Source organism: Streptomyces coeruleorubidus, assembly GCF_028885415.1.
Taxonomy (GTDB): domain Bacteria; phylum Actinomycetota; class Actinomycetes; order Streptomycetales; family Streptomycetaceae; genus Streptomyces; species Streptomyces coeruleorubidus_A.
This window is the reverse complement of record NZ_CP118527.1, coordinates 6590034-6616084: the sequence shown is the minus strand read 5'-3', so window position 1 is coordinate 6616084 and position 26051 is coordinate 6590034. Positions and strand designations below refer to the sequence as shown.

General features: G+C 70.6%; 26 protein-coding genes. 11 read left to right on the top strand and 15 right to left on the bottom strand.

Features of this window, described 5'->3' with window-relative positions:
• Nucleotides 1-10: 10 nt before the first annotated feature.
• The 3 genes from PV963_RS30880 to PV963_RS30870 all read right to left on the bottom strand — a co-directional run bounded on the left by PV963_RS30880 (nucleotide 11) and on the right by PV963_RS30870 (nucleotide 1392).
• Nucleotides 11-424, bottom strand: a complete 414-nt coding sequence (locus tag PV963_RS30880; RefSeq protein ID WP_274819395.1) for a YciI family protein — start codon at nucleotides 422-424, stop codon at nucleotides 11-13.
• 84 nt (nucleotides 425-508) lie between these two features.
• A complete protein-coding gene (locus PV963_RS30875; RefSeq protein ID WP_274819393.1) occupies nucleotides 509-784 on the bottom strand; it encodes a hypothetical protein in 276 nt (91 codons plus the stop codon).
• Between the two features lie 26 nt (nucleotides 785-810).
• On the bottom strand, nucleotides 811-1392 hold the full coding sequence (locus PV963_RS30870; RefSeq protein ID WP_274819392.1) for a dihydrofolate reductase family protein: 582 nt from the start codon (nucleotides 1390-1392) through the stop codon (nucleotides 811-813).
• Between the two features lie 112 nt (nucleotides 1393-1504).
• Here PV963_RS30870 and PV963_RS30865 point away from each other — a divergent pair, with 112 nt between their 5' ends.
• Entirely contained in the window at nucleotides 1505-2095 is a 591-nt protein-coding gene (locus PV963_RS30865) for a TetR/AcrR family transcriptional regulator (protein ID WP_274819390.1), read from the top strand.
• A 496-nt stretch (nucleotides 2096-2591) separates the two neighbouring features.
• On the opposite strand, the gene PV963_RS30860 is transcribed toward PV963_RS30865, so the two are convergent.
• From PV963_RS30860 to PV963_RS30850, 3 genes are all read right to left on the bottom strand, one after another.
• Entirely contained in the window at nucleotides 2592-3209 is a 618-nt protein-coding gene (locus tag PV963_RS30860; RefSeq protein ID WP_274819388.1) for a GNAT family N-acetyltransferase, read from the bottom strand.
• Between the two features lie 336 nt (nucleotides 3210-3545).
• Nucleotides 3546-4715, bottom strand: coding sequence for a family 2 encapsulin nanocompartment cargo protein polyprenyl transferase (locus tag PV963_RS30855; RefSeq protein WP_274819386.1), 1170 nt, complete (start codon nucleotides 4713-4715; stop codon nucleotides 3546-3548).
• 111 nt (nucleotides 4716-4826) lie between these two features.
• Entirely contained in the window at nucleotides 4827-6233 is a 1407-nt protein-coding gene (locus PV963_RS30850; RefSeq protein WP_274819385.1) for a family 2B encapsulin nanocompartment shell protein, read from the bottom strand.
• A gap of 292 nt (nucleotides 6234-6525) precedes the next feature.
• Between PV963_RS30850 and PV963_RS30845 the strand changes: the two genes are divergently transcribed.
• Together PV963_RS30845 and PV963_RS30840 are read left to right on the top strand one after the other, a co-directional pair.
• Entirely contained in the window at nucleotides 6526-6951 is a 426-nt protein-coding gene (locus PV963_RS30845; RefSeq protein ID WP_274819384.1) for a DUF6010 family protein, read from the top strand.
• A gap of 235 nt (nucleotides 6952-7186) precedes the next feature.
• Nucleotides 7187-8104, top strand: a complete 918-nt coding sequence (locus PV963_RS30840) for a 1-aminocyclopropane-1-carboxylate deaminase/D-cysteine desulfhydrase (RefSeq protein WP_274819382.1) — start codon at nucleotides 7187-7189, stop codon at nucleotides 8102-8104.
• 105 nt (nucleotides 8105-8209) lie between these two features.
• On the opposite strand, the gene PV963_RS30835 is transcribed toward PV963_RS30840, so the two are convergent.
• Nucleotides 8210-9808 carry a Na+/H+ antiporter gene (locus tag PV963_RS30835; protein ID WP_274819380.1) on the bottom strand — a complete coding sequence of 533 codons (1599 nt, stop codon included), beginning with the start codon at nucleotides 9806-9808 and terminating at the stop codon, nucleotides 8210-8212.
• Between the two features lie 62 nt (nucleotides 9809-9870).
• Between PV963_RS30835 and PV963_RS30830 the strand changes: the two genes are divergently transcribed.
• The 3 genes from PV963_RS30830 to PV963_RS30820 all read left to right on the top strand — a co-directional run bounded on the left by PV963_RS30830 (nucleotide 9871) and on the right by PV963_RS30820 (nucleotide 11968).
• Nucleotides 9871-10131 carry a UBP-type zinc finger domain-containing protein gene (locus PV963_RS30830; protein ID WP_274819378.1) on the top strand — a complete coding sequence of 87 codons (261 nt, stop codon included), beginning with the start codon at nucleotides 9871-9873 and terminating at the stop codon, nucleotides 10129-10131.
• 260 nt (nucleotides 10132-10391) lie between these two features.
• Nucleotides 10392-10805, top strand: coding sequence for a hypothetical protein (locus tag PV963_RS30825; RefSeq protein WP_003992877.1), 414 nt, complete (start codon nucleotides 10392-10394; stop codon nucleotides 10803-10805).
• Nucleotides 10806-10822: 17 nt separating this feature from the next.
• Nucleotides 10823-11968: an RNA polymerase sigma factor SigF gene (locus PV963_RS30820; protein WP_274819375.1), complete on the top strand. Its 1146-nt coding sequence runs from the start codon at nucleotides 10823-10825 to the stop codon at nucleotides 11966-11968.
• A gap of 3 nt (nucleotides 11969-11971) precedes the next feature.
• Here the strand turns inward: PV963_RS30820 and PV963_RS30815 are convergent, their stop codons facing one another.
• Nucleotides 11972-12412: a hypothetical protein gene (locus tag PV963_RS30815; protein ID WP_274819373.1), complete on the bottom strand. Its 441-nt coding sequence runs from the start codon at nucleotides 12410-12412 to the stop codon at nucleotides 11972-11974.
• Between the two features lie 115 nt (nucleotides 12413-12527).
• Between PV963_RS30815 and PV963_RS30810 the strand changes: the two genes are divergently transcribed.
• Both PV963_RS30810 and PV963_RS30805 read left to right on the top strand, forming a co-directional pair.
• Entirely contained in the window at nucleotides 12528-13496 is a 969-nt protein-coding gene (locus tag PV963_RS30810) for a diacylglycerol/lipid kinase family protein (protein WP_274819371.1), read from the top strand.
• A gap of 322 nt (nucleotides 13497-13818) precedes the next feature.
• Entirely contained in the window at nucleotides 13819-14076 is a 258-nt protein-coding gene (locus PV963_RS30805) for a WhiB family transcriptional regulator (protein WP_003992873.1), read from the top strand.
• 190 nt (nucleotides 14077-14266) lie between these two features.
• On the opposite strand, the gene PV963_RS30800 is transcribed toward PV963_RS30805, so the two are convergent.
• Both PV963_RS30800 and PV963_RS30795 read right to left on the bottom strand, forming a co-directional pair.
• On the bottom strand, nucleotides 14267-15733 hold the full coding sequence (locus tag PV963_RS30800) for a sensor histidine kinase (RefSeq protein ID WP_274822166.1): 1467 nt from the start codon (nucleotides 15731-15733) through the stop codon (nucleotides 14267-14269).
• Nucleotides 15734-16133: 400 nt separating this feature from the next.
• Nucleotides 16134-16826 carry a TetR/AcrR family transcriptional regulator gene (locus tag PV963_RS30795; RefSeq protein ID WP_274819369.1) on the bottom strand — a complete coding sequence of 231 codons (693 nt, stop codon included), beginning with the start codon at nucleotides 16824-16826 and terminating at the stop codon, nucleotides 16134-16136.
• Between the two features lie 97 nt (nucleotides 16827-16923).
• On the opposite strand from PV963_RS30795, the gene PV963_RS30790 reads away from it, so the two are divergent.
• Complete coding sequence (locus PV963_RS30790; protein ID WP_274819367.1) at nucleotides 16924-17676, top strand: SDR family oxidoreductase; 753 nt, start codon at nucleotides 16924-16926, stop codon at nucleotides 17674-17676.
• 179 nt (nucleotides 17677-17855) lie between these two features.
• Here the strand turns inward: PV963_RS30790 and PV963_RS30785 are convergent, their stop codons facing one another.
• Nucleotides 17856-18929, bottom strand: a complete 1074-nt coding sequence (locus PV963_RS30785) for an SIS domain-containing protein (protein WP_274819366.1) — start codon at nucleotides 18927-18929, stop codon at nucleotides 17856-17858.
• Between the two features lie 294 nt (nucleotides 18930-19223).
• Between PV963_RS30785 and nagB the strand changes: the two genes are divergently transcribed.
• Nucleotides 19224-20009, top strand: a complete 786-nt coding sequence (gene nagB / locus PV963_RS30780; RefSeq protein WP_274819364.1) for a glucosamine-6-phosphate deaminase — start codon at nucleotides 19224-19226, stop codon at nucleotides 20007-20009.
• 170 nt (nucleotides 20010-20179) lie between these two features.
• Here the strand turns inward: nagB and PV963_RS30775 are convergent, their stop codons facing one another.
• The 4 genes from PV963_RS30775 to PV963_RS30760 form a co-directional block, all read right to left on the bottom strand.
• Nucleotides 20180-21754 carry a glycoside hydrolase family 3 protein gene (locus tag PV963_RS30775; protein ID WP_274819362.1) on the bottom strand — a complete coding sequence of 525 codons (1575 nt, stop codon included), beginning with the start codon at nucleotides 21752-21754 and terminating at the stop codon, nucleotides 20180-20182.
• Between the two features lie 9 nt (nucleotides 21755-21763).
• The gene (locus PV963_RS30770) at nucleotides 21764-22603 is read right to left on the bottom strand and encodes a carbohydrate ABC transporter permease (RefSeq protein ID WP_274819360.1); all 840 of its coding nucleotides are present in this window, start codon (nucleotides 22601-22603) and stop codon (nucleotides 21764-21766) included.
• Nucleotides 22600-23589, bottom strand: a complete 990-nt coding sequence (locus tag PV963_RS30765) for a carbohydrate ABC transporter permease (RefSeq protein WP_274819359.1) — start codon at nucleotides 23587-23589, stop codon at nucleotides 22600-22602. The genes PV963_RS30770 and PV963_RS30765 overlap by 4 nt, the downstream gene beginning before the upstream one ends.
• A gap of 73 nt (nucleotides 23590-23662) precedes the next feature.
• Nucleotides 23663-24946, bottom strand: coding sequence for an extracellular solute-binding protein (locus tag PV963_RS30760; RefSeq protein ID WP_274819357.1), 1284 nt, complete (start codon nucleotides 24944-24946; stop codon nucleotides 23663-23665).
• 311 nt (nucleotides 24947-25257) lie between these two features.
• Here PV963_RS30760 and PV963_RS30755 point away from each other — a divergent pair, with 311 nt between their 5' ends.
• On the top strand, nucleotides 25258-26022 hold the full coding sequence (locus PV963_RS30755) for a GntR family transcriptional regulator (RefSeq protein ID WP_274819356.1): 765 nt from the start codon (nucleotides 25258-25260) through the stop codon (nucleotides 26020-26022).
• Nucleotides 26023-26051: the final 29 nt, after the last annotated feature.

Below are 26051 nucleotides of genomic sequence, written 5' to 3'. Positions count from 1 at the left end.
CGCCCGGTCCTCAGATGTCCCCGGAGCCGTCCATGATCGGACGGATCACGACCGGGTAGTCGGGGGCGCCGGCCGGCTGGGGACACCGGGCGACGCGCTCGGCGATCTCCGTGACCCGCTCCAGGCTCTCGCACTCCAGGACCCAGTAGCCGGCCAGCAGCTCCTTGGTCTCGCTGTACGGGCCGTCGGTGATCACCGCCTTGCCGTCGTCACCGAGGGTGACGTGCCGGATCTGCGCCGGCTCGGCCAGGCCCTGCGCGTCGACGAGTTCGCCCGTCTCGGAGAGGTCGTCGTTGATGGCGCCCATGTGGGCGAACATGGCCTGCAGCTCCTCCTCGCTCCAGACGGGGGAGTTCGCCGACGCCTTGCCGCGCATGGCTTCGTAGTCCGCCTGCGCGCCCTGCACCATGACCAGGTACTTCATCAGTCCGCTCCTTCGGCTCTCACCGCCCTGGCGGGCGGCTCTCACACGGGACGTCGGAGCCGGGCCGGGATTCTCGACACGAGCTCAGGGTTTTTCCACGACGGTTTCTCCGGGGGCGTCTTCGGGCGGGGTCGTCGCAGGTGGGGCGGTGCCCTCGGCGGACCGGGGCTGGTCGGCGGTCCGGGTGCCCTCGCCGGCGTGACCGCCCTCGGCAACCTCCGCGTCATAGGCCGCGCACTCGGGGTTGCGGCAGGGACCCGGCACCCAGCGCGGGACCCACGCGCCCAGCGTCTTGTGACGCCGGACGACTGTTTCCACTGGCTGTCCGCAGGTCGGACAGACGTGTTCTTCGCTGCCCATGTCCTCAGGGTAGGCCGGTCGGAGCGTCAGCGCTTCCTGCTGTACGTGCGCACCAGCGCGTTGCCGAACGTACGCACCGACTCCAGGGTGAACTCCGAGATCGCGAGCCCGGAGCCGAACATGGGCATGCCCGCGCCGTACACCATCGGGTAGGTCTTGACCACGAGCTCGTCGATCTCGTCGAGCAGTTCGCCCGCGATCTTGGAGCCGCCGCACAGGTAGATGCCGAACTCCCCGTCCTCGGCCTTCAGTTCGCGGACCTTTCCGACCAGATCGTCCGCGATGATCTCGACGTTCGGGTCGGGCGACTCCTTCAGGGTGCTGGAGGCGACGTACTCGCGCAGGTGGGCATACGGGCTGGTGATGCCTTCCTTCAGGGCGACGTCATAACTGCCCCGGCCCTGGATGATGGTGTCGAACCGCTTGTTCGGCAGGTCGTCGATGCCGAGGGCCCGGCGGACGTGGGTGGGCAGGGTCTCCGGGTATTCCGCCTTGACGAAGGCGACGAACTCCTCGTCGGCGAAACGGACCATCGCAGATCCGTCGCCACCCGGGTCGCCGATGAAGCCGTCGAGGGAACAGGCGATGTAGTACGTGAGCTTTCGCAAGCCGGTCTCTTTTCGTAGGCTGCCGCTGTAACGACTTCAGTTGTAGTACTCCTGGTGTAGTGGTTGCAAGGGAATAACCGCGAGCCGTCGAAAGTGGGAGAAGGGACTCCGCATGGCCAGCAACCCCGAGCGCCGGGCCGCGCTCGTCGACGCCGGCGTCGAGGTGCTCGCGCGCGAGGGAGCGCGCGGGCTGACGTTCCGCGCAGTGGACGCGGAGGCCGGCGTGCCCGTGGGCACGGCCTCCAACTACTTCACCGGCCGTGCCGACCTGCTGCGCCAGATCGACACCCGGCTGCACGCACGGCTCGCGCCCGACCCCGACGTGGTCGCCGAGCTGATGACCCGCCCCAAGGACCGCTCACTGGTCACGGCCTTCATGTACGACCTGATGGCCCGCGCGACCCGCGACCGCACGGGCTACCTGGCCCTCATGGAGCTGCGCCTGGAGGCCACCCGGCGTCCCGAACTGCTCGCCTCCTACACCAAGTCGGTGCGCGGCGACCTGGAGGAGGCCATGGAGTTCCACCGAGCTGCCGGCCTCCCCGGCGGCGACGAGTCCGTCGCCGTGCTGTACCTGGCCATGCTCGGCCTGCTCCTGGAGCACCTGACCCTGCCGGGTGTCCTGGAGGGCGTGCTGCCCGGGGTGAGCGTGCCGGACGGCCTGGTGGAGCGGATCGTGGCGGCGGTGCTGCCGGAGGGGTAGGAGGGGCAGCGCTGGGCGGAGGGGCCGGGGCTGGCCGGGAGCAGCTCGTGGAGCGGCCGGGGGCGGGCTGACCGGAGGGGCGGAGGGGCTTGAGCCGGGCCGACCGGAGAGGCTGGAGCCGGGCCGACGGAGGGTCAGAGGCCGAGGTCGGCCGGAGGGCCGGGCAGAGCCAGGGGCCCGTCGCGCCGGGCACGGGCGGAGAGGTCAAGACGCGGCCTTGCCGATACGGCGCTCCCCCGAGGCCAGCCGGACGGCCAAACCAGCCAAGGGGCCGGCCGGGCCGGGCACGGCTGGAGAGCGTCAAGACGCGGCCTTGCCGATACGGCGCTCCCCCGAGGCCGACCGCAGGGCCGGACAAAGCCAGCGCGCTCGGTCGAGCCAGGCACGGGCGAAGAGGATCAGGGTGCGGCATTGCCGATGCGGGAATCCGCCGAAGCCAGCCGGACGGCCAGACAGAGTCAGGCGCCCGGTCAGGGCCGGGTCTGGGCCGAGAAGGTCAGGACGCGGCCTCGGCGGTGCGGGGCTCGCGCCACATCGGCCACATGGTCGGGCCGTCCTCCGGGAGGTCGAGCACCGGGCCGGTGAGCTCGAAGCCGAGGCGCTCGTACAGCTTGCGACTGCGGGCGCTGCTCGCCTCCAGGTACGCGGGCAGCCCCTCGCGGTCGCAGCGGTCGAGGACCGACTCGATGAGCGCCGTGCCGAGGCCCTCGCCCTGCCGGCCGGGGGTCACGGCGATCATCCACAGGTACTCGTGGGCCCGCCCGGAGGGATGGATGTCGGCGGTCAGCCGGCCGATCGCCTCGATGCGTTCGTTGTCCGGGTCGACGGCCTCACGCACCTGGGCCGGGCCCTCGTCCTCGGCGTCGCCGTCATGGTCGTCGGCCGGCATGGACAGCCACAGCGCACAGGCCGAACCGTCCTCGGTGAGGTCGATGCGCCCGGCCTCGAGCACGATGCCGGTGAAGGCGGCCATGAGCCCGGGGTGCTTGGCTCGACGGTCCTCCGCCCCGGGAAAGACCCAGCCGCTCACTGGGTCGTCCTGGAACGCCTCGTCCAGCAGCCGGACGACCAGCTCCCGGTCTTCCTCGCCGGCCGTCCGGATCGCCACACCCATGCCCCGCCCCTTCGCTCGTCCCGACGGGCGTTGATCGTAGGGCGGTTGGGAGCCGTCCCGGTGAGTGGGGCAGGAGCTTGGCGGGATTTCATCGAACAGTTGCCCAAAGCGCCTGTCATGACCGGCAGTAAGCAGGAGGAGGCAGGCCCCGCACACCGTGGGGCAGTGCGGGACCCGCCTGGCCGGATGCCCGGGGCCGTACGGAGTCAGGAGCCGCACGGCCCCGGCACTCCGGGGTCCTGCCCTTCGGTCACCCGAAGGTCCGTCAGGTGCCGCCGACGGCCGGTTGCCGCACCGACGGCCGTTACCGACCGCCGATTTCCGCACCGTCGGCCGTCAACTGCTGCGCCGTGTCACGAACTCGGCGAGGGCCAGCAGCCCGCCCGCCGCCTCCGGGTCCGGCACCGCGCGTGCCAGTTGCTGCATCGCCACTGCCATCCGGTCGGCCGCCTGGTTCTGCGCCCAGTCACGGCCGCCCGCCCGCTCCACGGTCAGGGCGATGTGGTCGAGGTCCTCCTTCTCGCTGGGTCGTGCGTACAGTTCGGCGAGTTCCGCGGCCGCCGGCGTGCCGGAGGCGAAGGCCGCCACGACCGGCAGGGACTTCTTGCGGGCGGCCAGATCCGCGCCGACGGGCTTGCCGGTGCGGCACGGGTCGCCCCATATGCCGATGACGTCGTCGATGAGCTGGAAGGCGAGCCCGGCCTCCCGGCCGAACGCGTCCAGCGCCGCCACGTCCGCGTCCCCGGCCCCCGCGTACAGCCCGCCGATCGCACAGGCGCTCCCCAGCAGTGCGCCCGTCTTGGCCTCCGCCATGGCGAGCACCTCGTCGAGCGTGACCTCGCCGGGGGCGCGCCGCTCCATGGCCGTGTCCGCGTGCTGTCCCGCGCACAGTTCGACCACGCAGTCCGCCAGCCGGGCGGTGGCGGCCGGAGCCGCCGGATGCGGGTCCTCGGCGAGCAGCCGCATGGCCAGCGCCTGGAGAGCGTCCCCGGCGAGGATCGCGTCGGGAACGCCGAACACGGTCCACGCGGTGGGCCGGTGCCGGCGGGTGGTGTCCCGGTCCATCACGTCGTCGTGCAGCAACGTGAAGTTGTGGACCAGCTCCACCGCCGCGGCCGCCCTGAGCGCCGCCGCCCGTGCCCTCGGTCCGCCGAGGGCGGCCGCCGCGGCGAGGACGAGCGCGGGCCGGATCGCCTTGCCGGAGCCGCCCTCGGCGGGTGTGCCGTCCGCCTGCTCCCAGCCGAAGTGGTAGAGCGCGATCCGGCGCATCGGCCCGGGCAGCGAGCCGAGCACGTCCCGCAGTACCGGGTCGACCTCCGCCCGGGCCCGCTCCAGGAGCATGACCGCCTCGTGCCCCTCGACCGGCCCCGGCCGGCCGTCCCGCTGTTTCCCGATGGGCCCCCGCCTTTCCGGTGCCCCGGCCGCACGCCCGGGCTCGGTACCGCGCTGCCCGCCGGGGGCGGGCAGCGCCGTCTGCCTCCTGGACTCCGTGAGGGACTCACCCATGGGACCGCCTCGGAGACTGAGCGGACGGTGGCGCTTCCGCTGCCGCTGGGCGCGTACCCCGAGGGTGTACCCGCGCTGCCGGGCACGGACACGGCCGGCGTACGGCAAGCGTCACTGCCAGCGGCCGATCTCGACGTTCTCCAGGACACCGAGCGCGTCCGGTACCAGCACCGCGGCCGAGTAGTAGGCCGTGACCAGGTACTTGATGATGGCCTGTTCGTTGATGCCCATGAAGCGCACCGACAGGCTCGGCTCGATCTCGTCCGGGATGCCGGAGGCCCGCAGGCCGATGACGCCCTGGTCGCTCTCGCCGGTACGCATGGCGATGATCGACGTCGTCCGCTCCCGGGTCACCGGGATCTTGTTGCACGGGAAGATCGGCACCCCCCGCCAGGTGGGGATGCGGTTGCCGGCCATGTCGATGGTCTCGGGGACGAGCCCTCGCTTGTTGAGCTCACGGCCGATCGCGGCGATCGCGCGCGGGTGGGCGAGGAGCAGTTTGGTACCGCGGCGCCTGCTGAGCAGTTCGTCCAGGTCGTCCGGGCTGGGCACGCCGTCGTGCGGCTGGATCCGCTGGTCGTACTCGCAGTTGTGCAGGAGACCGAAGTCCCGGTTGTTGACGAGCTCGTGCTCCTGGCGCTCCTTCAGCGCCTCGACCGTCAGCCGGATCTGCTGCTCGGTCTGGTTCATGGGCTGGTTGTAGAGGTCGGCCACGCGTGTGTGGATGCGCAGGACGGTCTGGGCGACGCTCAGTTCGTACTCACGGGGCCTGGCCTCGTAGTCGACGAAAGTGTGCGGGATGTCCGGCTCGCCGGAGTGGCCGGAGGAGAGGTCGATCTCCTTCTCGCCGTACTTGTTGGAGCGCTGCTCGGGGATCGAGCGGCGCTGCTGGAGATGCTCGTGCAGCGAGTCCGAGCGCTCCGCGATCTGCTCGACGTCCTGGCGGGCCAGGACGAGCACGGTGCACGCGGTGAGCGCGCGGGCCGTGTACTCCCAGATGGCGTCCTCGTTCAGCAGGGCCTCGTCGCCGAGGTAGGCGCCGTCGGCGAGGACTCCGAGGGACTCGTCGTCGCCGTACGGGCCCGTGCCGATCTTCTCCACCCTGCCGTGCGCCAGCAGGTACACCTCGTCGCACGGGCTGCCGAACGAGGCGATCACCTCGCCCGCGGCGATCTCCCGCTGCTCGCAGCGCCGGGCGATCTCGGAGAACACCTCCTGGTCCTCGTACGACCGCAGCGCCGGCAGTTCGCCCAGCTCCGCGGGGATGATCTCGACGCGGTCGCCGGTCTTCACGAACGTGATCCGCCCGTCGCCGACGGCGAACGTCAGCCGCCGGTTCACCCGGTACGTACCCCCCTGGATGTCGACCCAGGGCAGCATGCGCAGCAGCCAGCGGGAGCTGATCTCCTGCATCTGTGGCACGGACTTGGTCGTGGTGGCCAGGTTCCGCGCGGCCGCCGTGCCGAGACTCTGCTGCGGCTTGGTCTCCTCCGTGCGGATCTCTTCGCCTACCGACATAGAGAAACTGCCCTCCCGGTTGTGACCGACGCCCATATGCCTCGGGCATCGATGTGCACGCACAAGCCTTCCGCACACGACGCCGCGGTGCTATTACACGAACGAGCGGGAATGGATCTTCGTATGACTGGGCAGGGGGCCCGCTTTTGTGGCGTTCGCGGGCTGCGCGGCCGCGCCCCGGGCGGCTGGCGACAACCCGTTGGAACCTGTCGGTAATGCCGCTGGGGAGCGTGCGGGAGCGGATCTAGCGTGGTGATCCGTTCCTTCCACCGACTCCGGAGACGGCCCCACCATGCAGTACATCGCGCCGATCGGCATCGGCATCCTCTACGCCCTGTTGATGTCCCTCGTCCGCGAACCGCACCGGCGGCGCCTGAACGCGGTCATGGTCGCCGGTGCCGGCGCGGCATACCTCAGCGGCGGCGGTATGGGCGCCTGGGAGTTCCCCTTCACCGCGCTGCTCACCTACGTCGCCTTCCGCGGCCTGGAGTCGTGGACGTGGATCGGCATCGGCTGGCTGCTGCACACGGCGTGGGACATCGTCCACCACATCAAGGGCGACCCGATCATCCCCTTCGCCCACACCTCCTCCCTGGGCTGCGCGATCTGCGACCCGGTGATCGCACTCTGGTGCCTGCGGGGCGGCCCGTCCCTCATCGCCCTCGTACGCGACCGCCGCCGGACCAAGCACGCCGAACCTGCACCGACCACAGGCTGACAGCGTTGGTGAACGTCGGCTGGTGCGGCGCCCCATGAGGGGCGCGGGGAACTGCACGACCGGCCTCCGGCGACCCGCGGGCCCCGACGCGCAGCTGGAGGCATCACCGTGGGCCCTGGGGCGACGGCAGGCTGACGCGGTGCAGGCTCGGCCAGGCGACCCCGGCGCGCACGCCCGGCCGGCGCGGGTCAGGGCTGCACTTCAGGCCGCCCCCACCCCGGGTGACAATGGCCTGGTGACCAGCCCCGACACCCCCGACGCCCCCCGCCTCGCGGCTCTGCGTCCCCGGCTGCCCTCGCCGGTGCAGGAAGTCGTGGACGACCGGTTCGAGCGCCACGGCGTCCGGCTGGTGCTGAAGCGGGACGACCTGATCCACCCGGAGCTGATCGGCAACAAGTGGCGCAAGCTGGCACCGAACCTCGCGGCGGCGGCCGGCCGTACCGTCGTCACGTTCGGCGGCGCCTACTCCAACCACCTGCGCGCCACGGCCGCGGCCGGCCGGCTGCTCGGCGTCCCCACGGTCGGCGTCGTACGCGGCGAGGAGCTGGCCGACCGGTCCCTCAACCCCTCGCTGACCCGCTGTACGGCCGACGGCATGCGCCTGCACTTCGTCGACAGGACGACGTACCGCCGCAAGTCCGAGCCACGGGCCCTGGTCGCGATCCTGCGCGCGGCGGATGCCGAGGAGGCGTACGTCGTCCCCGAGGGCGGCAGCAACGCGGAGGCCGTACGCGGCTGCCGGGCGCTCGGCGCCGAACTGCACGGCCGGGCCGATGTCGTCGCCGTGGCCTCCGGCACCGGCGGCACGCTGGCGGGACTGGCCGCCGGACTCACCCCTGGGCAACGTGCCCTCGGGGTCCCGGTCCTCAAGGGCGGCTTCCTGGCCGCCGACGTCAGGGCCTTGCAGCACCAGGCCTTCGGCGGCCCGCGCGGCACCTGGAACCTCGACGACCGCTTCCACTTCGGCGGCTACGCGCGCGTGCCCGACGAGCTCGGCTCCTTCGCCGCGGACTTCGAGCACCGTCACGGACTGCCCGTGGAACGCCTGTATGTCGCCAAGCTGCTGTACGGGCTCGTCACCCTGGCCGGCGAAGGCGCCTTCCCGCGCGGGACGACCGTGGCGGCCGTGGTCACCGGCCGCCCCTTCCCGTGACGTCTGCGCCCCTTCCCGTGACGTCTGCCGCTCCTCCCTGTGACGTCTGCCTCCCCTCTCCCGACGCCCGGCAGCGCGCGTCCGTGCCGTCCGCCCCTCCCACCTCTACGCCGTTTCCCGGAACGCCGCCGCCTCCTCCAGGTCCAGCCTGCGCAGCAGCGTCCGTAGCATCTCGTCGTCGATGTACCGGGCGTCCCGGAGTTTGACGAACACCTCGCGCTCGGCGCTGATCATCTCCCGCGACAGCCGCCGGTAGGTGTCGTCGACGGACTCCCCGGTGACCGGGTTGGCCTGCCCGAGCCGTTCCCAGACGGCGTTGCGGCGGCGCTCCAGGACGGTGCGGAGCCGGTCGGCGAGCGGCCCTGGCAGTGCGTTGCGCTCGTCGGCGAGGAGTTCGTCCAGGCGCCGCTCGGCGGCCCGGGAGGCCTGCGCCTGGGCGTTGGCCTCGGCCAGTGTCTCGGCCTGTGTGTCCCGCCCCGGGAACTTCAGCAGACGGATCAGCGGGGGCAGGGTCAGACCCTGCACGACCAGCGTCCCGATGACCGTCGTGAAGGTCAGGAAGAGGATGAGGTTGCGATGCGGGAAGGGCTCCTCGCCGTCGTGCAGGGTGAGCGGGATCGAGAAGGCGATGGCGAGCGAGACCACGCCCCGCATGCCGGCCCACGCGACGATGAACGGCCCCCTCCAGGTCGGATTCGCCTCCCGCTCCCGGATCCGGGCCGACAGCAGCCGTGGCAGGAAGGTCGCCGGGTACACCCACACGAACCGGGCCGCGACGACCACCAGGAAGACGACGACCGCGTACCAGGCGGCCAGGACCCCCTCGTACTGCCCGAGGCCCCTCAGCACCACCGGCAACTGGAGTCCGATCAGCGCGAACACCGCCGACTCCAGGACGAAGGCGACCATCTTCCACACCGCCTCCTCCTGCAGACGCGTGGCGAAGTCGACCTGCCACGCGCGGTGTCCCAGGTAGAGCGCGACGACCACCACCGCGATGACACCGGAGGCGTGCACCTGCTCGGCGACGGCGTACGCGACGAACGGGGTCAGCAGGGAGAGCGTGTTCTGGAACAGCGCCTCCTTCACGTGCGTGCGCAGCCAGTGGATCGGCGCCATCAGCACGAGGCCGACCACGACGCCGCCGACCGCCGCGAGCAGGAACTCGCCGATGCCCCCGGCCCAGGTCGCGCCCTCGCCGACGGCGGCGGCCAGGGCCACCCGGTAGGCGGTGATCGCGGTGGCGTCGTTCAGCAGGGACTCGCCCTGGAGGATCGTGGTGATCCGCGACGGCAGCCCCACCCGGCGGGCCACGGCCGTCGCCGCGACCGCGTCCGGCGGCGCCACCACCGCGCCGAAGACCAGGGCCGCGGTCAGCGGCAGGTCCGGCACGATCAGGTACAGGGCCCAGCCGACGACGAAGGTCGCGAACAGCACGTACCCGACGGACAGCAGCGCGACCGGCCGCAGCTGCGCCCGCAGGTCGAGGTACGAGCTGTCGGTGGCTGCCGTGTGCAGCAGCGGGGGCAGGATGAGCGGCAGCACGACGTGCGGGTCGAGGGTGTAGTCCGGCACCCCGGGGACGGAACTGACCGCCAGCCCGACCGCCACCAGCAGCAGCGGCGCCGGCACGGGTGTGCGCCTGGCCACCGCGGCGATCGCGGCGCTGCCCGCCACCAGCAACAACAGTGGCATCACGTCCATCGTTCCCGCCCCGCCCTCTTTTTCGACGCGGTCTTCCGCGCGACCGTCGTAACCTGGCAATCATGAAACAGTGCACGCACGCCGAGGCGCTGCCGCACCCCGACCCCGTTCCGCTCAGCGAGACGTGTCCGGAGTGTCTGGCGGAGGGCATGGATCCGGTGCAACTGCGGCTGTGCCTGAGCTGCGGTCACGTCGGCTGCTGTGACTCCTCGCCGGGGCGGCACGCGGCGGAGCACCACAAGGAGTCCGGGCATCCCGTGATGCGGACCCATGAGCCCGGGGAGACGTGGCGCTGGTGCTTCGTCGATCATGTCCTGGTGTGACTCGACAGGACCCCGGCGTGGGACGGTTCGACCGTCTGACGTCTGGGTACGTCAACCCGGCGCACGCTCTTCCCATTTGGGTCCGCAGAACCTCTAGACACGGAGCGTATACAGAGGTTTACTGTGAGTGACGGCAAGGGGTTGGGGTCCCGGAGACAGGACCGTTGAGAGCGCGGTAGCGTCACCGCTGAACCATGTATCGCGTTACCCCGGGGGGCGACCCTCGGCCCTGAAACACTTGTACCACCATGGAGGTGAGGGTGTCCCAGATCGCAGGCGAGCCCGCGACGCAGGACTTCGTGGAAGTCCGGCTGCCGGCCGCGGGTGCCTACCTGTCGGTGCTGCGTACGGCCACGGCCGGCCTCGCGGCCCGTTTGGACTTCACCCTCGACGAGATCGAGGACCTGCGCATCGCGGTGGACGAGGCCTGCGCGATCCTGCTTCAGCAGGCCGTGCCCGGCTCCGTCCTCAGCTGTGTCTTCCGCCTCGTCGACGACTCACTCGAGGTCACCGTCTCGGCGCCGACCACGGATGGTCATGCCCCCTCGCGGGACACCTTCGCCTGGACTGTCCTGTCCGCTCTGGCGGGCAAGGTCTCCTCCGCCGTGGACAAGGACAAAACCGTTTCGATCAGCCTCTACAAACAGCGCGGCGCGGGACCCGGGCCGGCGTGAGGAACGAGGACGGGCCGGTGCGGGACGAAGAGCGCGGCACACGAGAGCTGCCGGCCGAGGGCACGGGCACAGACGCGGGCACGGCGCCCGGCGGCACCCGGCGCATGGCGGACGGCATCGACGGCATCCCCGAGCAGGCCCGCCCGCATCCCGAGGACGACTCCGCGGGGGCCGCCCTCCCGGGCGGCGGGCGGCCGGACCAGGACGGTGCCGTGCGGAGCGCGCCTCCCGGCGGAGGGATCGCAGCATCTCCTGCCCAGGGGGGTCCCCCCACTCGCGCGCAGTCGGGAGTGGCGGAGGAGGCGAGGGCTCGGGGAAGGGCGACGGGCGGGACGATGAGCGAGCACGAGCGACAGTCCGAGGACGAAGCGCCGCGCGCACACCACACACAGGGCGCGCAGCACGGCTCCCCGGACCGCAGCGGGGCGCGCGAGATGTTCCTCAAACTGCGCACCCTGAACAGCGGCAGCCCCGAGTACGCGGAGCTGCGCAACCAGCTGGTCCGCATGCATCTGCCGCTCGTGGAGCATCTCGCGCGGCGCTTCCGCAACCGCGGCGAGCCGCTCGACGACCTCACCCAGGTCGCCACGATCGGGCTGATCAAGTCGGTCGACCGCTTCGACCCGGACCGCGGGGTGGAGTTCTCCACGTACGCGACCCCGACGGTCGTCGGTGAGATCAAGCGGCACTTCCGCGACAAGGGCTGGGCGGTGCGCGTCCCGCGCCGGCTCCAGGAGCTGCGCCTCTCGCTGACCACGGCCACGGCCGAGCTCTCGCAGCTGCACGGCCGCTCCCCCACGGTCCACGAGCTCGCCGAGAAGCTGGCGATCTCGGAGGAGGAGGTCCTGGAGGGCCTGGAGTCCGCCAACGCGTACTCCACGCTGTCCCTGGACGTCCCCGACACCGACGACGAGTCCCCGGCGGTCGCGGACACCCTCGGCGCGGAGGACGAGGCGCTGGAGGGCGTGGAGTACCGGGAGTCCCTCAAGCCGCTGCTGGAGGACCTCCCGCCGCGCGAGAAGCGGATCCTGCTGCTGCGCTTCTTCGGCAACATGACCCAGTCGCAGATCGCGCAGGAGGTCGGCATCTCGCAGATGCACGTCTCGCGGCTGCTGGCGCGCACACTGGCGCAGCTCCGGGAGAAGCTCCTCGTCGAGGAGTGACGGCTACTTCTGTACGTTGCCGGGCCCGCGGATCCCGAGGGCCCGGGTCGTCTCGGGGTTCACGAGCAGCACGAGCGCCGCGACGGCCACGACCGCGAGGGCGATCCCGGCCGGAATGGCCATGCTGTCGGCCTGGAGCAGGTTGTAGGCCACCGGCAGCGCCATGAGCTGGGTGATGACGGCCGGGCCGCGGCTCCAGCTGCGACGGCCGAGCAGCCCGCGCGCGGCGAACAGCGGCAGCAGCGCGAGCACGACGAGCGTGACGCCCCCGGTCACGGCCTGCTGCCGGTCGTCCGGCTCGCCCGTGAGGCCGAGGACGAGAATCCAGACGCCGCCGACGACCAGCGCGAGCCCTTCCAGTGCGGCCAGCAGCGCGGCGTACGTCAACCGCCGCGGACGGGGGCCGGTGTTGTCCGGGGTGGTGGGGGTCTGCTCACTGCTCACCCCTGAAGAGTAGCCCTCGTCTACGCGCCCCTCGTGGCGAGGTTCACCCCCGCTCTCTTACCTGATCCCTACCTCGGCCTGGGCCCGGTACCACCCAGTAGGTACGCTGCCAGTCATGCGTGCACTTCTCGTGGTCAATCCGGCGGCAACCACCACAAGTGCGCGCACGCGTGACGTACTGATCCACGCGCTCGCCAGCGAGATGAAGCTGGAGGCGGTCACCACCGAGTACCGCGGCCACGCGCGCGACCTGGGCCGGCACGCGGCGGAGAGCGACGACATCGACCTGGTGGTGGCCCTCGGCGGCGACGGCACGGTCAACGAGGTGGTCAACGGCCTCCTGCACGCCGGCCCCGATCCGGGACACCTCCCCGGCCTCGCCGTGGTTCCGGGCGGCTCCACCAATGTCTTCGCCCGCGCCCTGGGCCTGCCCAACGACGCGGTGGAAGCCACCGGCGCCCTGCTGGACGCCCTGCGCGACGGCAGCGAACGGACCGTCGGCCTGGGTCTGAGCGCCGGCACGCCGGGCACGGAGGACGAGGCGGTGCCCTCGCGCTGGTTCACCTTCAACGCGGGGCTCGGCTTCGACGCCGGTGTGGTCGGCCGGGTGGAGCAGCACCGCGAGCGCGGCCGGAAATCCACACACGCTCTTTACGTACGCCAGGTCGTGCGCCAGCTCCTCGGCGAGTCGAACCGCCGGCACGGGACGATCACGCTGGAGCGGGCCGGCGAGGATCCGGTCACCGATCTGGTGCTGTCCATAGTTTCGAACACCTCCCCGTGGACGTTTCTGGGGAATCGCCCGATCTACGCGGCGCCTAAGGCCTCGTTCGATACCGGACTCGATCTCTTCGGTCTCAGCCGGCTCTCCATGGCGGCGGTTGCCCGGTATGGCACCCAGTTGCTCACTTCGTCCCCCGAGCGCGGGCCCCAGGGCAAGCACGCGACCTCTCTGCACGATTTGACCGAGTTCACCTTGCATTCGAAGGTGCCGCTCCCCCTCCAGATGGACGGTGACCACCTGGGGCTGCGAACAAGCGTGACGTTCACAGGCGTACGCCGTGCACTGCGTGTGATTGTGTGAGCAGAACTGGCTAAAGTCCTTTCACTCGAACGTTTAGGCCAGGGTCCACCCCATGGAAGTACGGCTGTGACCTAGTCGACACCGAAGAATCAAAAAAAACTTTCCAGAAGGGGTTGTATCCGCCGCTGAGGTTTGCGAGTCTCTACGTGGCGATCGGGACGGCCCGCAACATCGGCCTCCACTGATCACCAGAACCCCTCTTCAACTCACAGGACCCACGCCAGGGAACCTGGCGGTCGGCCCTTCACTTGTTGAGGGATTCGTGAAAGCGTTCACATTCACAAGCAAGCCCTGCATGTAATACCAAGGAGAGGTAGCAGCCATGGACTGGCGTCACAACGCCGTTTGCCGCGAGGAAGACCCCGAGCTCTTCTTCCCCATCGGCAACACCGGTCCTGCGCTGCTGCAGATCGAGGAAGCCAAGGCCGTCTGCCGTCGCTGCCCGGTGATCGAGCAGTGTCTGCAGTGGGCGCTCGAGTCCGGCCAGGACTCCGGCGTCTGGGGTGGTCTCAGCGAGGACGAGCGCCGCGCCATGAAGCGCCGTGCCGCCCGCAACCGGGCCCGTCAGGCCTCCGCCTGACAACCCACCCCTGCTGACAGCCTGAGCTTGGCGGCGCGTACAGCGAGTACGCATCTCCCGCCCCCGAGCCGCAGCGCGCAGTTCCCCCGATGCGCTTGAGTTAAGCAGCAACGAGCTTTAGCCCCGGGCCACTTGATGGCCCGGGGCTCATTGCTTTTGCGGCGCCCCTTCTCCAGAGCTCCCGATTCCGCTACTTCTGGGCCCGCACCGGGATGTCCAGGATCACGCGGGTGCCGCGCTCCGGGGCCGGGACCATGTCGAAGGTGCCGCCCAACTCGCCTTCCACCAGGGTCCGTACGATCTGGAGGCCGAGGTTGCCCGCGGTCTGCGGGTCGAAGCCGTCCGGCAGACCGGCGCCGTCGTCCTGGACGGTGACCAGCAGGCGGGCCTCCTTGGCCGTACCGCCGCGGACCGCCGACACCTCGACCGTGCCGGTGTCGCCCTCGCGGAAGCCGTGCTCCAGCGCGTTCTGAAGAACCTCGGTCAGCACCATCGACAGCGGGGTGGCGACCTCGGCGTCGAGGATGCCGAAGCGGCCGGTGCGCCGGCCCGTGACCTTGCCCGGGGAGATCTCCGCGACCATCGCCAGGACGCGGTCGGCGATGTCGTCGAACTCCACGCGCTCGTCCAGGTTCTGGGAGAGCGTCTCGTGCACGATCGCGATCGATCCGACGCGCCGCACCGCCTCCTCCAGGGCCTCGCGGCCGCGGTCGGATTCGATGCGCCGGGCCTGCAGACGGAGCAGGGCCGCCACCGTCTGGAGGTTGTTCTTGACCCGGTGGTGGATCTCCCGGATCGTCGCGTCCTTGGTGATCAACTCGCGTTCACGGCGGCGGAGTTCGGTGACGTCGCGGAGCAGGACCAACGAGCCGATGCGGGTGCCCTTGGGTTTGAGGGGGATCGCGCGGAACTGGATGACCCCGTCGCTGGCCTCGATCTCGAACTCGCGCGGCGCCCAGCCGCTGGCCACCTTGGCGAGCGCCTCGTCCACCGGGCCCCGGGTCGGGGCAAGTTCGGCGGTGGTCTTGCCCAGGTGCTGGCCGACGAGGTCGGAGGCGAGGCCGAGGCGGTGGTAGGCGGACAGCGCGTTCGGGGAGGCGTACTGGACGATGCCGTCGGCGTCGAGCCGGATCAGGCCGTCGCCCACCCGGGGCGAGGCGTCCATGTCGAGCTGCTGGTTCGCGAACGGGAAGGCGCCGGCCGCGATCATCTGTGCGAGGTCGGAGGCGCTCTGGAGGTAGGTGAGCTCCAGGCGGCTCGGGGTGCGCACGGTGAGCAGGTTGGTGTTGCGTGCGATGACCCCGAGGACGCGGCCCTCCCGCCGTACGGGGATCGATTCGACCCGGACGGGGACCTCTTCGCGCCACTCGGGGTCCCCTTCGCGCACGATGCGGCCCTCGTCGTGGGCGACGTCCAGCATCGGGCGGCGGCCACGCGGGACGAGGTGGCCCACCATGTCGTCCTGGTAGGACGTCGGACCGGTGTTGGGCCGCATCTGCGCGACGGACACGTACCTCGTGCCGTCGCTGGTGGGGACCCACAGCACCAGGTCGGCGAAGGAGAGGTCGGAGAGCAGCTGCCACTCCGAGACCAGCAGGTGGAGCCACTCGAGATCGGTGTCGTCGAGGGCGGTGTGCTGGCGTACGAGTTCGTTCATGGAGGGCACGTGAGCGAGCGTACCCGGGGGTTTGTACGGCTCTGAAATGTACGGCTCCGAAATGTGCGGGTCCGGACCGGTGTGTGCTCCTGGAACACCCGCGGGCCGCGGCGCCTGGGAGGGACCCTCAACCCTCCCGGCACCGCAGCCCGGAGCAGTATCGGCCGTGGGGTGTGCGGTCCCGGTCGGCCGAAGGGCGAGGAGCCGGGGCAGTCAGGGCAGAGAGCCTCGGTTCCTCTGTCCGCCTTCCTGTGCGGGGAAGGCGGAGGCTGCTGCGCGCTTGGCACGCGCTCTCGTAACGCATTGTGGACTAGACCACTCATGGGTGTCCATGCGTTGGAGGCTGTTCGTTGTTGTTATTTTTCCGGCTGGCGGGACGCACTGGCGTCCTCCACGCAGCCTAACCCGTGTGGGTTCCTGTGCGGGGCCAGATGGACATGGCAATTTCCGCGACCGCCTCCAGTTCCTCCCGGCTCGCCCCGTCCCGCGCCTGTTGCGACATGCCCTGGATCATCGCTCCGGTATGGCGGGCCAGGGCGGCGGCGTCGGTGCCCCGGGGCAGTACGTCGGCGGCGACATCGGCTCTGATGCGGCTTTCGAACGCGGCGATGTTGGCGTTGCGGCGGTCCCGCAGCGACTGTTCGACCTCGGGGGTCGAGCAGTTCGCGGCGGCGTGGACGACGAGGCAGCCGTGCGGGTGGCCGGGTTCCGTGTACGCGGCGGCGGCCTCGCGCAGCGCGCGTTCGACGGCGGCCCGGGCAGTGGGTTCCTCGGCGAGGGCCCGGTCGGTGAACGAGCCGTACCTCGTGCCGTAGACCTGCACGACCTCCTCGAAAAGGGACCGCTTGTCGCCGAAGGCCGCGTAGAGGCTGGGGGCGCCGATGTCCATGACGCGGGTGAGGTCGGAGACGGACGTGGCCTCGTAGCCGTGCTCCCAGAAGGCCAGGAGCGCCTTCTCCAGTGCGGTCTCGCGATCGAAGGAGCGGGGGCGGCCGCGGGGCCTTCCCTTGCCCTTGCCCGTCGCGGTTCCGGGCCTCTCGGCCCCAGCGGTTCCGTGCCCCGCGACCCTTGCGGTCCCGTCGTCGTTCACCATGGAGTGCATTTTATAGCGGGCACTAGAGAAATGTCGGCGGGCTGGGGTAGGGTCATTTCTGTAGCGACCACTAGGGAAATGCGAAGGGGGCGCCGCCATGGGCGTGCTCACGGGCAGGACGGCACTCGTCACCGGGGCGAGCAGGGGCATCGGGCGAGGAATCGCCGAGCGGTTGGGCCGCGACGGCGCGCGGGTCGGGGTGCACTACGGCAGGAACGAGACGGCGGCGAAGGAGACGGTCGCGGCGATCGAGGCGGCGGGCGGCTCGGCGTTCGCGGTGGGCGTGGAGCTGGGCGTACCGGGGGACGCCGAGGCACTGTGGGCGGAGTTCGACCGGCACGCGGACGGGCTGGACATCCTGGTGAACAACGCGGGGATCGGCAACACGCGGCCGATCCAGGAGCTGGACGAGCAGGAGTACGACAAGGTCTTCGCGGTGAACGTGAAGGCGCCGTTCTTCATTCTCAAGCAGGGCATGAACCGGCTGCGGGACGGCGGCCGGGTCGTCAACATCTCCTCGGGGCTGGCCCGGACGGCGGTGATGCCGGACAACATGGCGTACGCGATGACGAAGGGCGCGCTGGACGTCCTCTCACGGGACCTGTCCAAGGTGCTGGGCCCTCGGGGCATCACGGTGAACTCGGTGGCGCCGGGGATCATCGACACGGACAACACGGCCCAGCTGCTGCGCGGCAGTGCCGACGGCTGGGCGAAGGCCGCGGCGATATCGGCGCTGGGCGGGGTGGGCGAACCGGCCGAAGTCGCCGACGTGGTGGCGTTCCTGGTCTCGGACGGGGGGCGGTGGGTCACGGGGAGCTGGGTCGATGCGACGGGGGGTTCGCTCACATAGAGGCCGCCGCACGCAGCGGGACGGGGGGTTCGCTCACATAGAGGCCGCCGCACGCAGCGGGGGGATCACGGGCCCGCCCCTGGTCATCAGCGAGTTCGGTCACCACGCTCTGGTCCTCAGCGCGGGTCTCCCGTCACCACGCCCCGTCCCAGCGAGTGTCCATCGCCCGGCCCCGGTCATCAGCGAGTCTCCGTCACCTTCGCCAGCGCGCGAGGGGCGTCCGGGTCCTGGCCGCGGGCGATGGTGACCTCGTAGGCCAGGAGCTGGAGGGGGATGATCTCCAGGACGGGCTGCACCTCCTCGGCGACCTCGTCCGTCGGCAGGACGAAACCGGCCGACGCCTGCTCCACCTGAAGCCTGGGGCCGATGACGACCAGGTCGGCACCGCGGCCGCGCAGCCGGTCGAGCACCGGCTGGAGCGCTTCGCCGCCCTTGCCGTCGGTGACCACGGCGATGACCGGGGAGACGTTGTCGACCATGGCGAGCGGTCCGTGCAGCAGGTCGGCGCCGGAGTAGGAGAGGGCGGGGATGTAGCTGGTCTCCATCAGTTTGAGGGCGGCCTCCTTGGCCGTGGGGTAGCCGTAGCCGCGTGAGGTGATCACCATGCGCTCGGCGAAGCGGTAGCGGGCGGCGAGGGTGCGCACCTCGTCCTGCCGGGCGAGCAGTTGCTCGGCGAGATCGGGCAGTACGTGCGCGGGTGCGCCGTCGCCGCCGCGCAGGACCTCGGCGAACAGGTAGAGCGCGAGAAGGGAGGCGGTGTACGTCTTGGTCGCGGGGAGGGCCTTCTCCGGTCCGGCCATGATGTCGATGTGGTACTCGGAGACGCCGGCCAGGGGTGAGTCCGGGTTGTTGGTGACGGCGAGCGTGATCGCGCCGGCCTCGCGGGCGGCCCGGGTCGAGGCGACCAGGTCCGGGGAGCCGCCGGACTGGCTGACGGTGACGACGAGGACGTCCGTGAGGTCGGGCCGGGCGCCGTAGGCCGTGGTCGTGGACATCGAGGTGAGTCCGCAGGGCAGGCCGAGCCGGATCTCCAGGAGGTACTTGGCGTAGAGGGCGGCGTTGTCGGAGGTGCCGCGGGCGGTCAGCAGGACGAAGCGGGGAGCGCGGGCGGCGATCCGCCGTGCCACGTCCCGGATGGCGGGGGCGCCGTCGGCCAGGATCCGGCGCAGGACGGCGGGCTGCTCCGCCATCTCCCGGGCCATGATCCGGCCCGGGCGCTCGCTGAGGGTGTCCGGTGTGGCGGCGGCGGTCATGGCGGGGTTCCTTCCGGGGGCGCGGGCAGATACAGCTCCCATTCCACTCCCCCGCACCGCGGATCGCCCACGCGATGCAACTCCCATTCCACTTCCCGGCACATCGGAACGCCCACCCGGGAAGGGCGCTGTTCACCTGCCGGCGACCTGGTCGGCACCGGGCGGCTGCCCCTGTGGGACCGGCGGTATTCACCCTGGGAGCGGCGCCCCCGCTCTGTTAGATTGGTCTAAACCACACGGCCCCTCCCGGGTCCAGTCCCAGTTGAGCATCCCTCTCAGATCGGCAGGCCCAGCGTGGAAGTTGTCATCGTTCCGGACGCCAAGGCGGGCGGCGAGCTCATCGCCGAGGCCATGGCTCAGCTGCTGCGGCGCAAGCCCGGCGCCCTGCTCGGCGTGGCGACCGGCTCGACGCCCCTGCCCGTGTACGAGGCGCTGGCGGCCAAGGTGCGTTCCGGTGCCGTGAGCGTGACGCGGGCGCGGATAGCCCAGCTCGACGAGTACGTGGGGCTGCCCGCCGACCATCCGGAGTCGTACCGCTCGGTGCTGCGGCGTGAGGTGCTGGAGCCGCTCGGGATCGGGATGGACCAGTTCATGGGGCCGGACGGCACGGCCGAGGACGTGCAGGGGGCGTGCGAGGCGTACGACAAGGCGCTCACGGATGCCGGGGGCGTGGACCTTCAGTTGCTCGGTATCGGGACCGACGGCCACATAGGGTTCAACGAGCCGTGCTCGTCGCTGGCATCGCGGACGCGGATCAAGACGCTGACCGAGCAGACCCGGATCGACAACGCGCGCTTCTTCGACGGCGACATCGACCAGGTGCCGCACCACGTGATCACGCAGGGCATCGGCACCATCCTGGAGGCCCGGCACCTGGTGCTGCTCGCCACCGGCGAGGGCAAGGCGGACGCGGTCGCGGCGACGGTGGAGGGGCCGGTCGCCGCGGTGTGTCCCGCGTCCGCGCTCCAGCTCCACCCGCACGCGACCGTCGTGGTCGACGAGGCCGCCGCGTCGAAGCTGAAGCTGGCTGACTACTTCCGGCACACCTACGCCAACAAGCCGGAGTGGCAGGGGATCTGACGGTCGAACTCCCCTGTCATGACCCAGTGGACGACGAGGACGGCGATGAGGAGGTACGTGCTCGCGCAGCACGGGCAGACCCCGGGTGGCGCCGCTGATGATCCCGGTCGCGACCATCCGGGGAAGCAGCAGTGGGAAGACCCGCTTGGACGACTCCCCGTGCCTCCCGCCTACAACCCGGCGATCACCTCGGCCGCCGCGCGGCCGCAGACGCGGGCCGCGCCGTGGGTGGCGATGTGCAGGGCGCCTCGGGGTGGGGCCTGGGGGACGCCCATTTCGACCACGATGGTGTCGGGGCGGGCGGCCAGCAGGGTGTCGAGGGCCGAGGCCATCCAGGGGTGGCGGTGTTCGTCGCGGACGACGGCGACGATGCGGCGGGGGCCGGCTGCCTGAAGGGCCGCCCGTCCGGCGCTGTCACCGGCATCGCTCTCCTTGCCGTCCGCCACCTTGCCGTCCGCCACCTTGCCGTTCCCCTCCCTGCCGACCTCGGCAGAGAAGCTGCCCGTCACCGTGCCCGGCAGGAGGTGGACGAGTTCGGCGGCGACGCCCCAGGGGGTCTCGTCGCCGACCGCGATGTTGGCGACGGGGGTGAGGGCGGCGACGTAGGGCGGTTCGGTGAGGGGCTTGAAGGTCTCCGGGCTCCCCATGCCGGGGGCGACGGTGACCGTGAGGGCGCGGCGGGCGGCGTGCAGGCCGATCTCGCTGCCGCGAGTCTCCTCGGGGGCGCGGCCGGGCGTGCCCGCCCAGCGGGCCAGTGCCCGTACCCGGTCCGCGGCCTCGGCCAGGCGTTCCTCGGGCAGTTCGCCCGTGCGTACCGCCGCGACCAGGGCGTCCCGCAGGCGCCGTACGGTCGCGTCGTCGGCCAGGCCGCCGCCCACGCAGATCGCGTCGGCACCGGCGGCGACGGCGAGGACGCTGCCGCGTTCGATGCCGTAGGTGCCCGCGATGGCCCGCATCTCCATGCCGTCGGTGACGATGAGGCCGTCGTAGCCGAGTTCGCCGCGCAGCAGGCCGGTCAGGATGCGGCGGGAGAGGGTGGCCGGGCGGTCGGGGTCCAGGGCCGGGACGAGGATGTGGGCGCTCATCACGGCCCGGCTGCCGGCGGCGATGGCCGCGCGGAACGGGGTCAGTTCGCGGTCGGTCAGCACGTCCGCGGGGGCGTCGATGCGCGGCAGGGCGTGGTGGGAGTCGACGGCCGTGTCGCCGTGGCCGGGGAAGTGCTTGGTGCAGGCGGCGACTCCGGCGGACTGGAGGCCCGTCACATAGGCCGCGGTGTGCCGGGCGGCCAGTTCGGTGTCGGCGCCGAAGGAGCGGACGCCGATCACCGGGTTGCGCGGGTTGGAGTTGACGTCGGCGGACGGGGCCCAGTTGAGGTTCACGCCGCAGGCCGCGAGACGGCGGCCCAGTTCATGGGCGACCTCTCGCGTCAGCTCCACGTCGTCCACCGCGCCGAGGGCGTGGTTGCCCGGGAAGGAGGAGCCGCTGCGCACCTCCAGGCGCGTCACGTCACCGCCTTCCTCGTCGATCGCGACCAGGACGTCGTCGCGCTCGGCCCGCAGTTGCGCGGTCAGCGCGGCCAGTTGGGCGGGCGAGGCGATGTTGCGGCCGAACAGGCCGACGGAGGCGAGGCCCTCGCCGAGCCGGCGCAGCAGCCAGTCGGGGGCGGTGGTTCCGGCGAAACCGGGCTGGAGAACCGTCAGGGCGTCACGCGTGAGCGTGTCGGTACCGCCGGCGAGTGTCGTCATCGGGTGGGGTCATCCCTTCACGGCGCCCGCGGTCAGGCCCGCGGCCATCTTGCGCTGAACGAGGAGGAAGAGGGCGACGATCGGCACGGCCATCATCGTGGCGCCGGCCATCATCGGGGCGTATTCGGTGCCGTGCTTGGTGGTGAAGTTGCCGAGCCAGACGGTCGCCGTCTGGTTCTTCTGGCTGAGCAGCATCAGGGCGTACAGGTACTCGTTCCAGGCCTGGATGAAGCCGTAGACCGAGGTGGCGACCATGCCGGGGGCCAGGAGCGGGAAGACCACCCGGAGGAAGGCACCCGTGCGGGAGCAGCCGTCGACCATGGCCGCCTCCTCCAGTTCCTTCGGGATGTTGACGATGAAGCCCCTCAGCGTCCACACGGTGAACGGGAGGATGAAGGTCAGGTACGTGATGATGAGGCCCGTCAGCCGGTCGTACTGGCCCAGGTCGTTGAGCAGCAGGAACACCGGGATGATCATGGCGACCAGGGGGACCATCTGGACCGCGAGGATGCCCACGATCACGATCTTGCGGCCGCGGAAGGCGAAGCGGGAGATGGCGAGCGCGGCCAGCAGCCCCACGGCCATGCCGATGACGACCACCGCCAGCGACACCACCATGCTGCGGCCCACCGGACCCCAGAAGTCGGCGATGTCCAGCGCCCGGCCGAAGTTGGCGAAGGTGATGCCGGTCGGCAGCAGGCCGGGGTCCGGGTCGATGGCGTCCTCGGCGGGCTTGAACGCCGTGTTGAGCATCCAGTAGAGCGGGAAGCCCGCGGTGACGAAGACCAGGAGACCGAGGACGTTCCACCAGAGCTTCAGCGCCCGGCGGCCGGTCAGCGTGCTGCTCATTCGACCTCTCCGATCTTCAGCATCTGCCGCATGTAGACGGCGACCACGCCGAGCAGCAGCAGGACGGTGATCAGCGCGATGGCCGAGCCCTGGGCGTAGTCGTTGACCACGAACGCCCGGTCGTAGGAGTAGGTGTTGAGGACCTGGAACTCCGGCTCGGGGTGACCGTTCCGCATGACGAACACCTGAGGGAAGACGCCCATGTCCCAGATGACCGACAGGGTCGTGAGCATCACGATGATCGGCTTGAGCACGGGCAGGGTGACATAGCGGAAGACGCCCCAGGAGCCGGCGCCGTCCAGGCGGGCCGCCTCCTCCAGCTCCTTCGGTACCTGGGTGAGACCCGCGCTGAGCGTGATGACCACGAACGGCACGGCTCCCCACACGACCAGCAGCATGATCACGGCCAGGCCCTCGGGCCCGCTCGCGAACCAGTTGTGGCCGATCATCTCGACGCCGGGCAGCTTGCTGAGCAGCGCGTTGAAGACGCCGTAGTCCGAGTCGAAGAGCCACTTGAAGACCGTGGTCGCCACGATGACGGGCATGCCCCAGCTCGCCACCAGCACGATGTTGATGAGCACCTTCAGCCAGCCGGAGACCCGCTGGAGCAGCAGGGCGATCGCCATGCCGATCACCATCGTGAAGACGACGGCCCCGGCGGCGAAGACGATCGTGCGGACCACGACGGTCCAGAACTCGCCGTCGCCCAGCACCTTCTCGAAGTTGTCGAACCCGACCGACTCGGCCGGCTGGAAGCCCCACAGCTGGGACTGCCCGAACTTCTGGAAGGACAGGGTGACCAGACGGGCCAGCGGATAGCCCATGACCAGGGCCAGGATCAGCAGGCAGGGCGCGAGCAGCAGCCAGGGGACCGCGGCCGGGCTCGACGTCCGTGGCCTACGGGGCGTGTCCGCCGGGCCCGGTGGCGGCGGTGCCTGCCGCGGCGGCGGCACCTTGACAGGGGTGGTGGTGTCTGCGGCACTCATCGCGCACTCCTCGGCGGTCCCTCAGGTCGTACGGAGGGCGGGGCTCCGCCCGTGAGGGAGCCCCGCTCGAAGGTCACTTGGTGTTGATGACCTTGTCGATCGCCGCGTCCGCCTCCTCGGCGGCGGCCTCGACCGACTTCTTGCCGGTGCCGATGTTCTGCAGCATGGTCTGCAGGATCTGCGCCTTCTCGACCTGGCCCCAGCCGGGGGCCATCGGGACGAACCAGTTGGACTCGGCCGCGGTGGCGGGGACCGCCGTCTTCGGGTCGTTCTTCAGCGTCGCGAGGTCGGTCTTGTTGTTGGGCAGGTTGCCCTTGGCCATCAGGCCCTTCTGGCCGGAGGGGCCGGTGAACGCGTTGATCCACTCGGCGGCCAGCGCCGGCGCGTCTGACTTCACGGGCACGGCGAGATCGGAGCCGCCCAGGAAGACGGGCATGTTCTTGCCGGACGGGCCGGGCATCACGAAGTTCTCGAGGTTGCCCTTGAGCTGGCCGCTCTTGTCGTTCTTGGGGTCCTCGGCGGTCGCGCCCTCCCAGGCGGCGGCGAAGATCATGGCGGACTTGCCCTGGCCGTAGACGATGTAGCGGTCGGACTCGTCCTTGGTCTTGTCGCCGTGCATGTACTTGTCGACGACGTTCTTGAACTCCTTCAGGCCCTTGAGCGACTCGGGCGAGGAGAGAGAGGCCTTCCACTGTCCGCCCGACTCGGTGGCGATGGCGCCGCCGGCGTCGTAGACGAAGGACATGGCCGCGTACCAGTCGCGGGTCGGCTGGTACCAGGCGCTGAACTTGTCGCCCTGCTTCTTCTGGATCTTGTCCAGGGCGGCGGTGAGCTCCTTGTACGTCTTCGGGGGCGCCTTCACCCCGACCGAAGCCGCCACGTCCCCCCGCCAGTTGGCGACGCGGCCGCCGGCGTAGTACGGGACGCCGTAGGTCTTGCCCTCGTAGGTCACCGACGCCTTGAGGCCGTCCAGCCAGGCGTCCGAGCTGTCGAAGTCGGCGGGGTCCAGCGGGGCGAAGGCGCCCTTGACCATGTAACCGAGCATCTCGGTGTTGCCCATCTCGACCACGTCGGGGACCTTGTCGGTGGCGAGGACGGCGTCGAGCTTGGCGTTCTTGTCGGGCCAGCCGTAGTACTCGTGGTTGATCTTGAGGCCGGGGTGCTTCTTCTCGACTGCCGCGTCGGCGGCCTTCACCAGCTCCGGCCAGTTGTTCTGGGCGTCGACGGTGAGCCAGACGGTCAGCTCCTTGGCGTCCGCGCCCTTGTCCGAACCCCCGCTGCCACCCTCGCCCCCGCACGCCGCGATGGAGACCACCATGCCCGCGATACCGATCGCGGATATCAGCTTGCGCTTCACGCCACCCTCCTCAGGGATGCCACCGACCCCCCTGCTCCCCGCGGTGAACGTGGGGCCAGGCCCTGGACCAATGGTGTAGACCAGTAGGGGGAGCTTGGACCAGACCAGCAGGCCTGTCAAGGGTCCGGAATGAGCTCTGACCAGCCGTTATGCGACCTACATATGCAGGAACCTTTAAGTAAGAACCCGACGAAAACCCGGCCGGGCACGGCATACTCCAGGTAGACCACTCGAGTTGTGGACTAGACCAAAAGAGGCGCCGACGGTATACAAGTGGGATCGTGTCGGCACAGGAGCCGGGAAGGCGGAGCATGAGCACCGACATCAGCAGTGCGGAGAACGAGAGCGGGGCGCCCGTTCGTACCGCACGCGTGCCCAAGTACTACCGCCTGAAGAAGCACCTGCTCGACATGACCGAGACCCAGGCGCCGGGCACGCCGGTCCCGCCCGAGCGCACACTGGCGGCCGAGTTCGACACCTCGCGCACGACCGTGCGCCAGGCGCTTCAGGAGCTGGTCGTCGAGGGCCGGCTGGAGCGCATCCAGGGCAAGGGCACGTTCGTCGCCAAGCCCAAGGTCTCCCAGGCGCTGCAACTGACCTCGTACACCGAGGACATGCGCGCCCAGGGTCTCGAACCCACCTCGCAGCTCCTGGACATCGGCTACGTCACCGCCGACGACCGCCTCGCCGGGCTCCTCGACATCACGACCGGCGGACGGGTGCTGCGCATCGAGCGGCTGCGCATGGCCAACGGCGAGCCCATGGCCATCGAGACCACCCACCTGAGCGCGAAGCGCTTCCCGGCCCTGCGCCGGTCCCTGGCGAAGTACACGTCCCTCTACACCGCGCTCGCCGAGGTCTACGACGTCCATCTCGCGGAGGCCGAGGAGACCATCGAGACCTCGCTGGCCACGCCGCGCGAGGCCGGCCTGCTCGGCACGGACGTCGGCCTGCCGATGCTGATGCTCTCCCGGCACTCGCTGGACCGGGAAGGGCAGCCGGTGGAGTGGGTGCGGTCGGTGTACCGGGGGGACCGGTACAAGTTCGTGGCACGGCTCAAGAGGCCCGCCGAGTAGCGCACGCGGTGTAGCGCAACTCCCTTTCC

Coding starts and splice junctions, on each gene's coding strand:
- PV963_RS30880 (WP_274819395.1), bottom strand. CDS start 424: ATGAAGTACCTGGTCATGGTGCAGGGCGCGCAGGCGGACTACGAAGCC.
- PV963_RS30875 (WP_274819393.1), bottom strand. CDS start 784: ATGGGCAGCGAAGAACACGTCTGTCCGACCTGCGGACAGCCAGTGGAA.
- PV963_RS30865 (WP_274819390.1), top strand. CDS start 1,505: ATGGCCAGCAACCCCGAGCGCCGGGCCGCGCTCGTCGACGCCGGCGTC.
- PV963_RS30860 (WP_274819388.1), bottom strand. CDS start 3,209: ATGGGTGTGGCGATCCGGACGGCCGGCGAGGAAGACCGGGAGCTGGTC.
- PV963_RS30855 (WP_274819386.1), bottom strand. CDS start 4,715: ATGGGTGAGTCCCTCACGGAGTCCAGGAGGCAGACGGCGCTGCCCGCC.
- PV963_RS30850 (WP_274819385.1), bottom strand. CDS start 6,233: ATGTCGGTAGGCGAAGAGATCCGCACGGAGGAGACCAAGCCGCAGCAG.
- PV963_RS30845 (WP_274819384.1), top strand. CDS start 6,526: ATGCAGTACATCGCGCCGATCGGCATCGGCATCCTCTACGCCCTGTTG.
- PV963_RS30835 (WP_274819380.1), bottom strand. CDS start 9,808: ATGGACGTGATGCCACTGTTGTTGCTGGTGGCGGGCAGCGCCGCGATC.
- PV963_RS30830 (WP_274819378.1), top strand. CDS start 9,871: ATGAAACAGTGCACGCACGCCGAGGCGCTGCCGCACCCCGACCCCGTT.
- PV963_RS30810 (WP_274819371.1), top strand. CDS start 12,528: ATGCGTGCACTTCTCGTGGTCAATCCGGCGGCAACCACCACAAGTGCG.
- PV963_RS30805 (WP_003992873.1), top strand. CDS start 13,819: ATGGACTGGCGTCACAACGCCGTTTGCCGCGAGGAAGACCCCGAGCTC.
- PV963_RS30800 (WP_274822166.1), bottom strand. CDS start 15,733: ATGAACGAACTCGTACGCCAGCACACCGCCCTCGACGACACCGATCTC.
- PV963_RS30795 (WP_274819369.1), bottom strand. CDS start 16,826: ATGGTGAACGACGACGGGACCGCAAGGGTCGCGGGGCACGGAACCGCT.
- PV963_RS30790 (WP_274819367.1), top strand. CDS start 16,924: ATGGGCGTGCTCACGGGCAGGACGGCACTCGTCACCGGGGCGAGCAGG.
- PV963_RS30785 (WP_274819366.1), bottom strand. CDS start 18,929: ATGACCGCCGCCGCCACACCGGACACCCTCAGCGAGCGCCCGGGCCGG.
- PV963_RS30775 (WP_274819362.1), bottom strand. CDS start 21,754: ATGACGACACTCGCCGGCGGTACCGACACGCTCACGCGTGACGCCCTG.
- PV963_RS30770 (WP_274819360.1), bottom strand. CDS start 22,603: ATGAGCAGCACGCTGACCGGCCGCCGGGCGCTGAAGCTCTGGTGGAAC.
- PV963_RS30765 (WP_274819359.1), bottom strand. CDS start 23,589: ATGAGTGCCGCAGACACCACCACCCCTGTCAAGGTGCCGCCGCCGCGG.
- PV963_RS30755 (WP_274819356.1), top strand. CDS start 25,258: ATGAGCACCGACATCAGCAGTGCGGAGAACGAGAGCGGGGCGCCCGTT.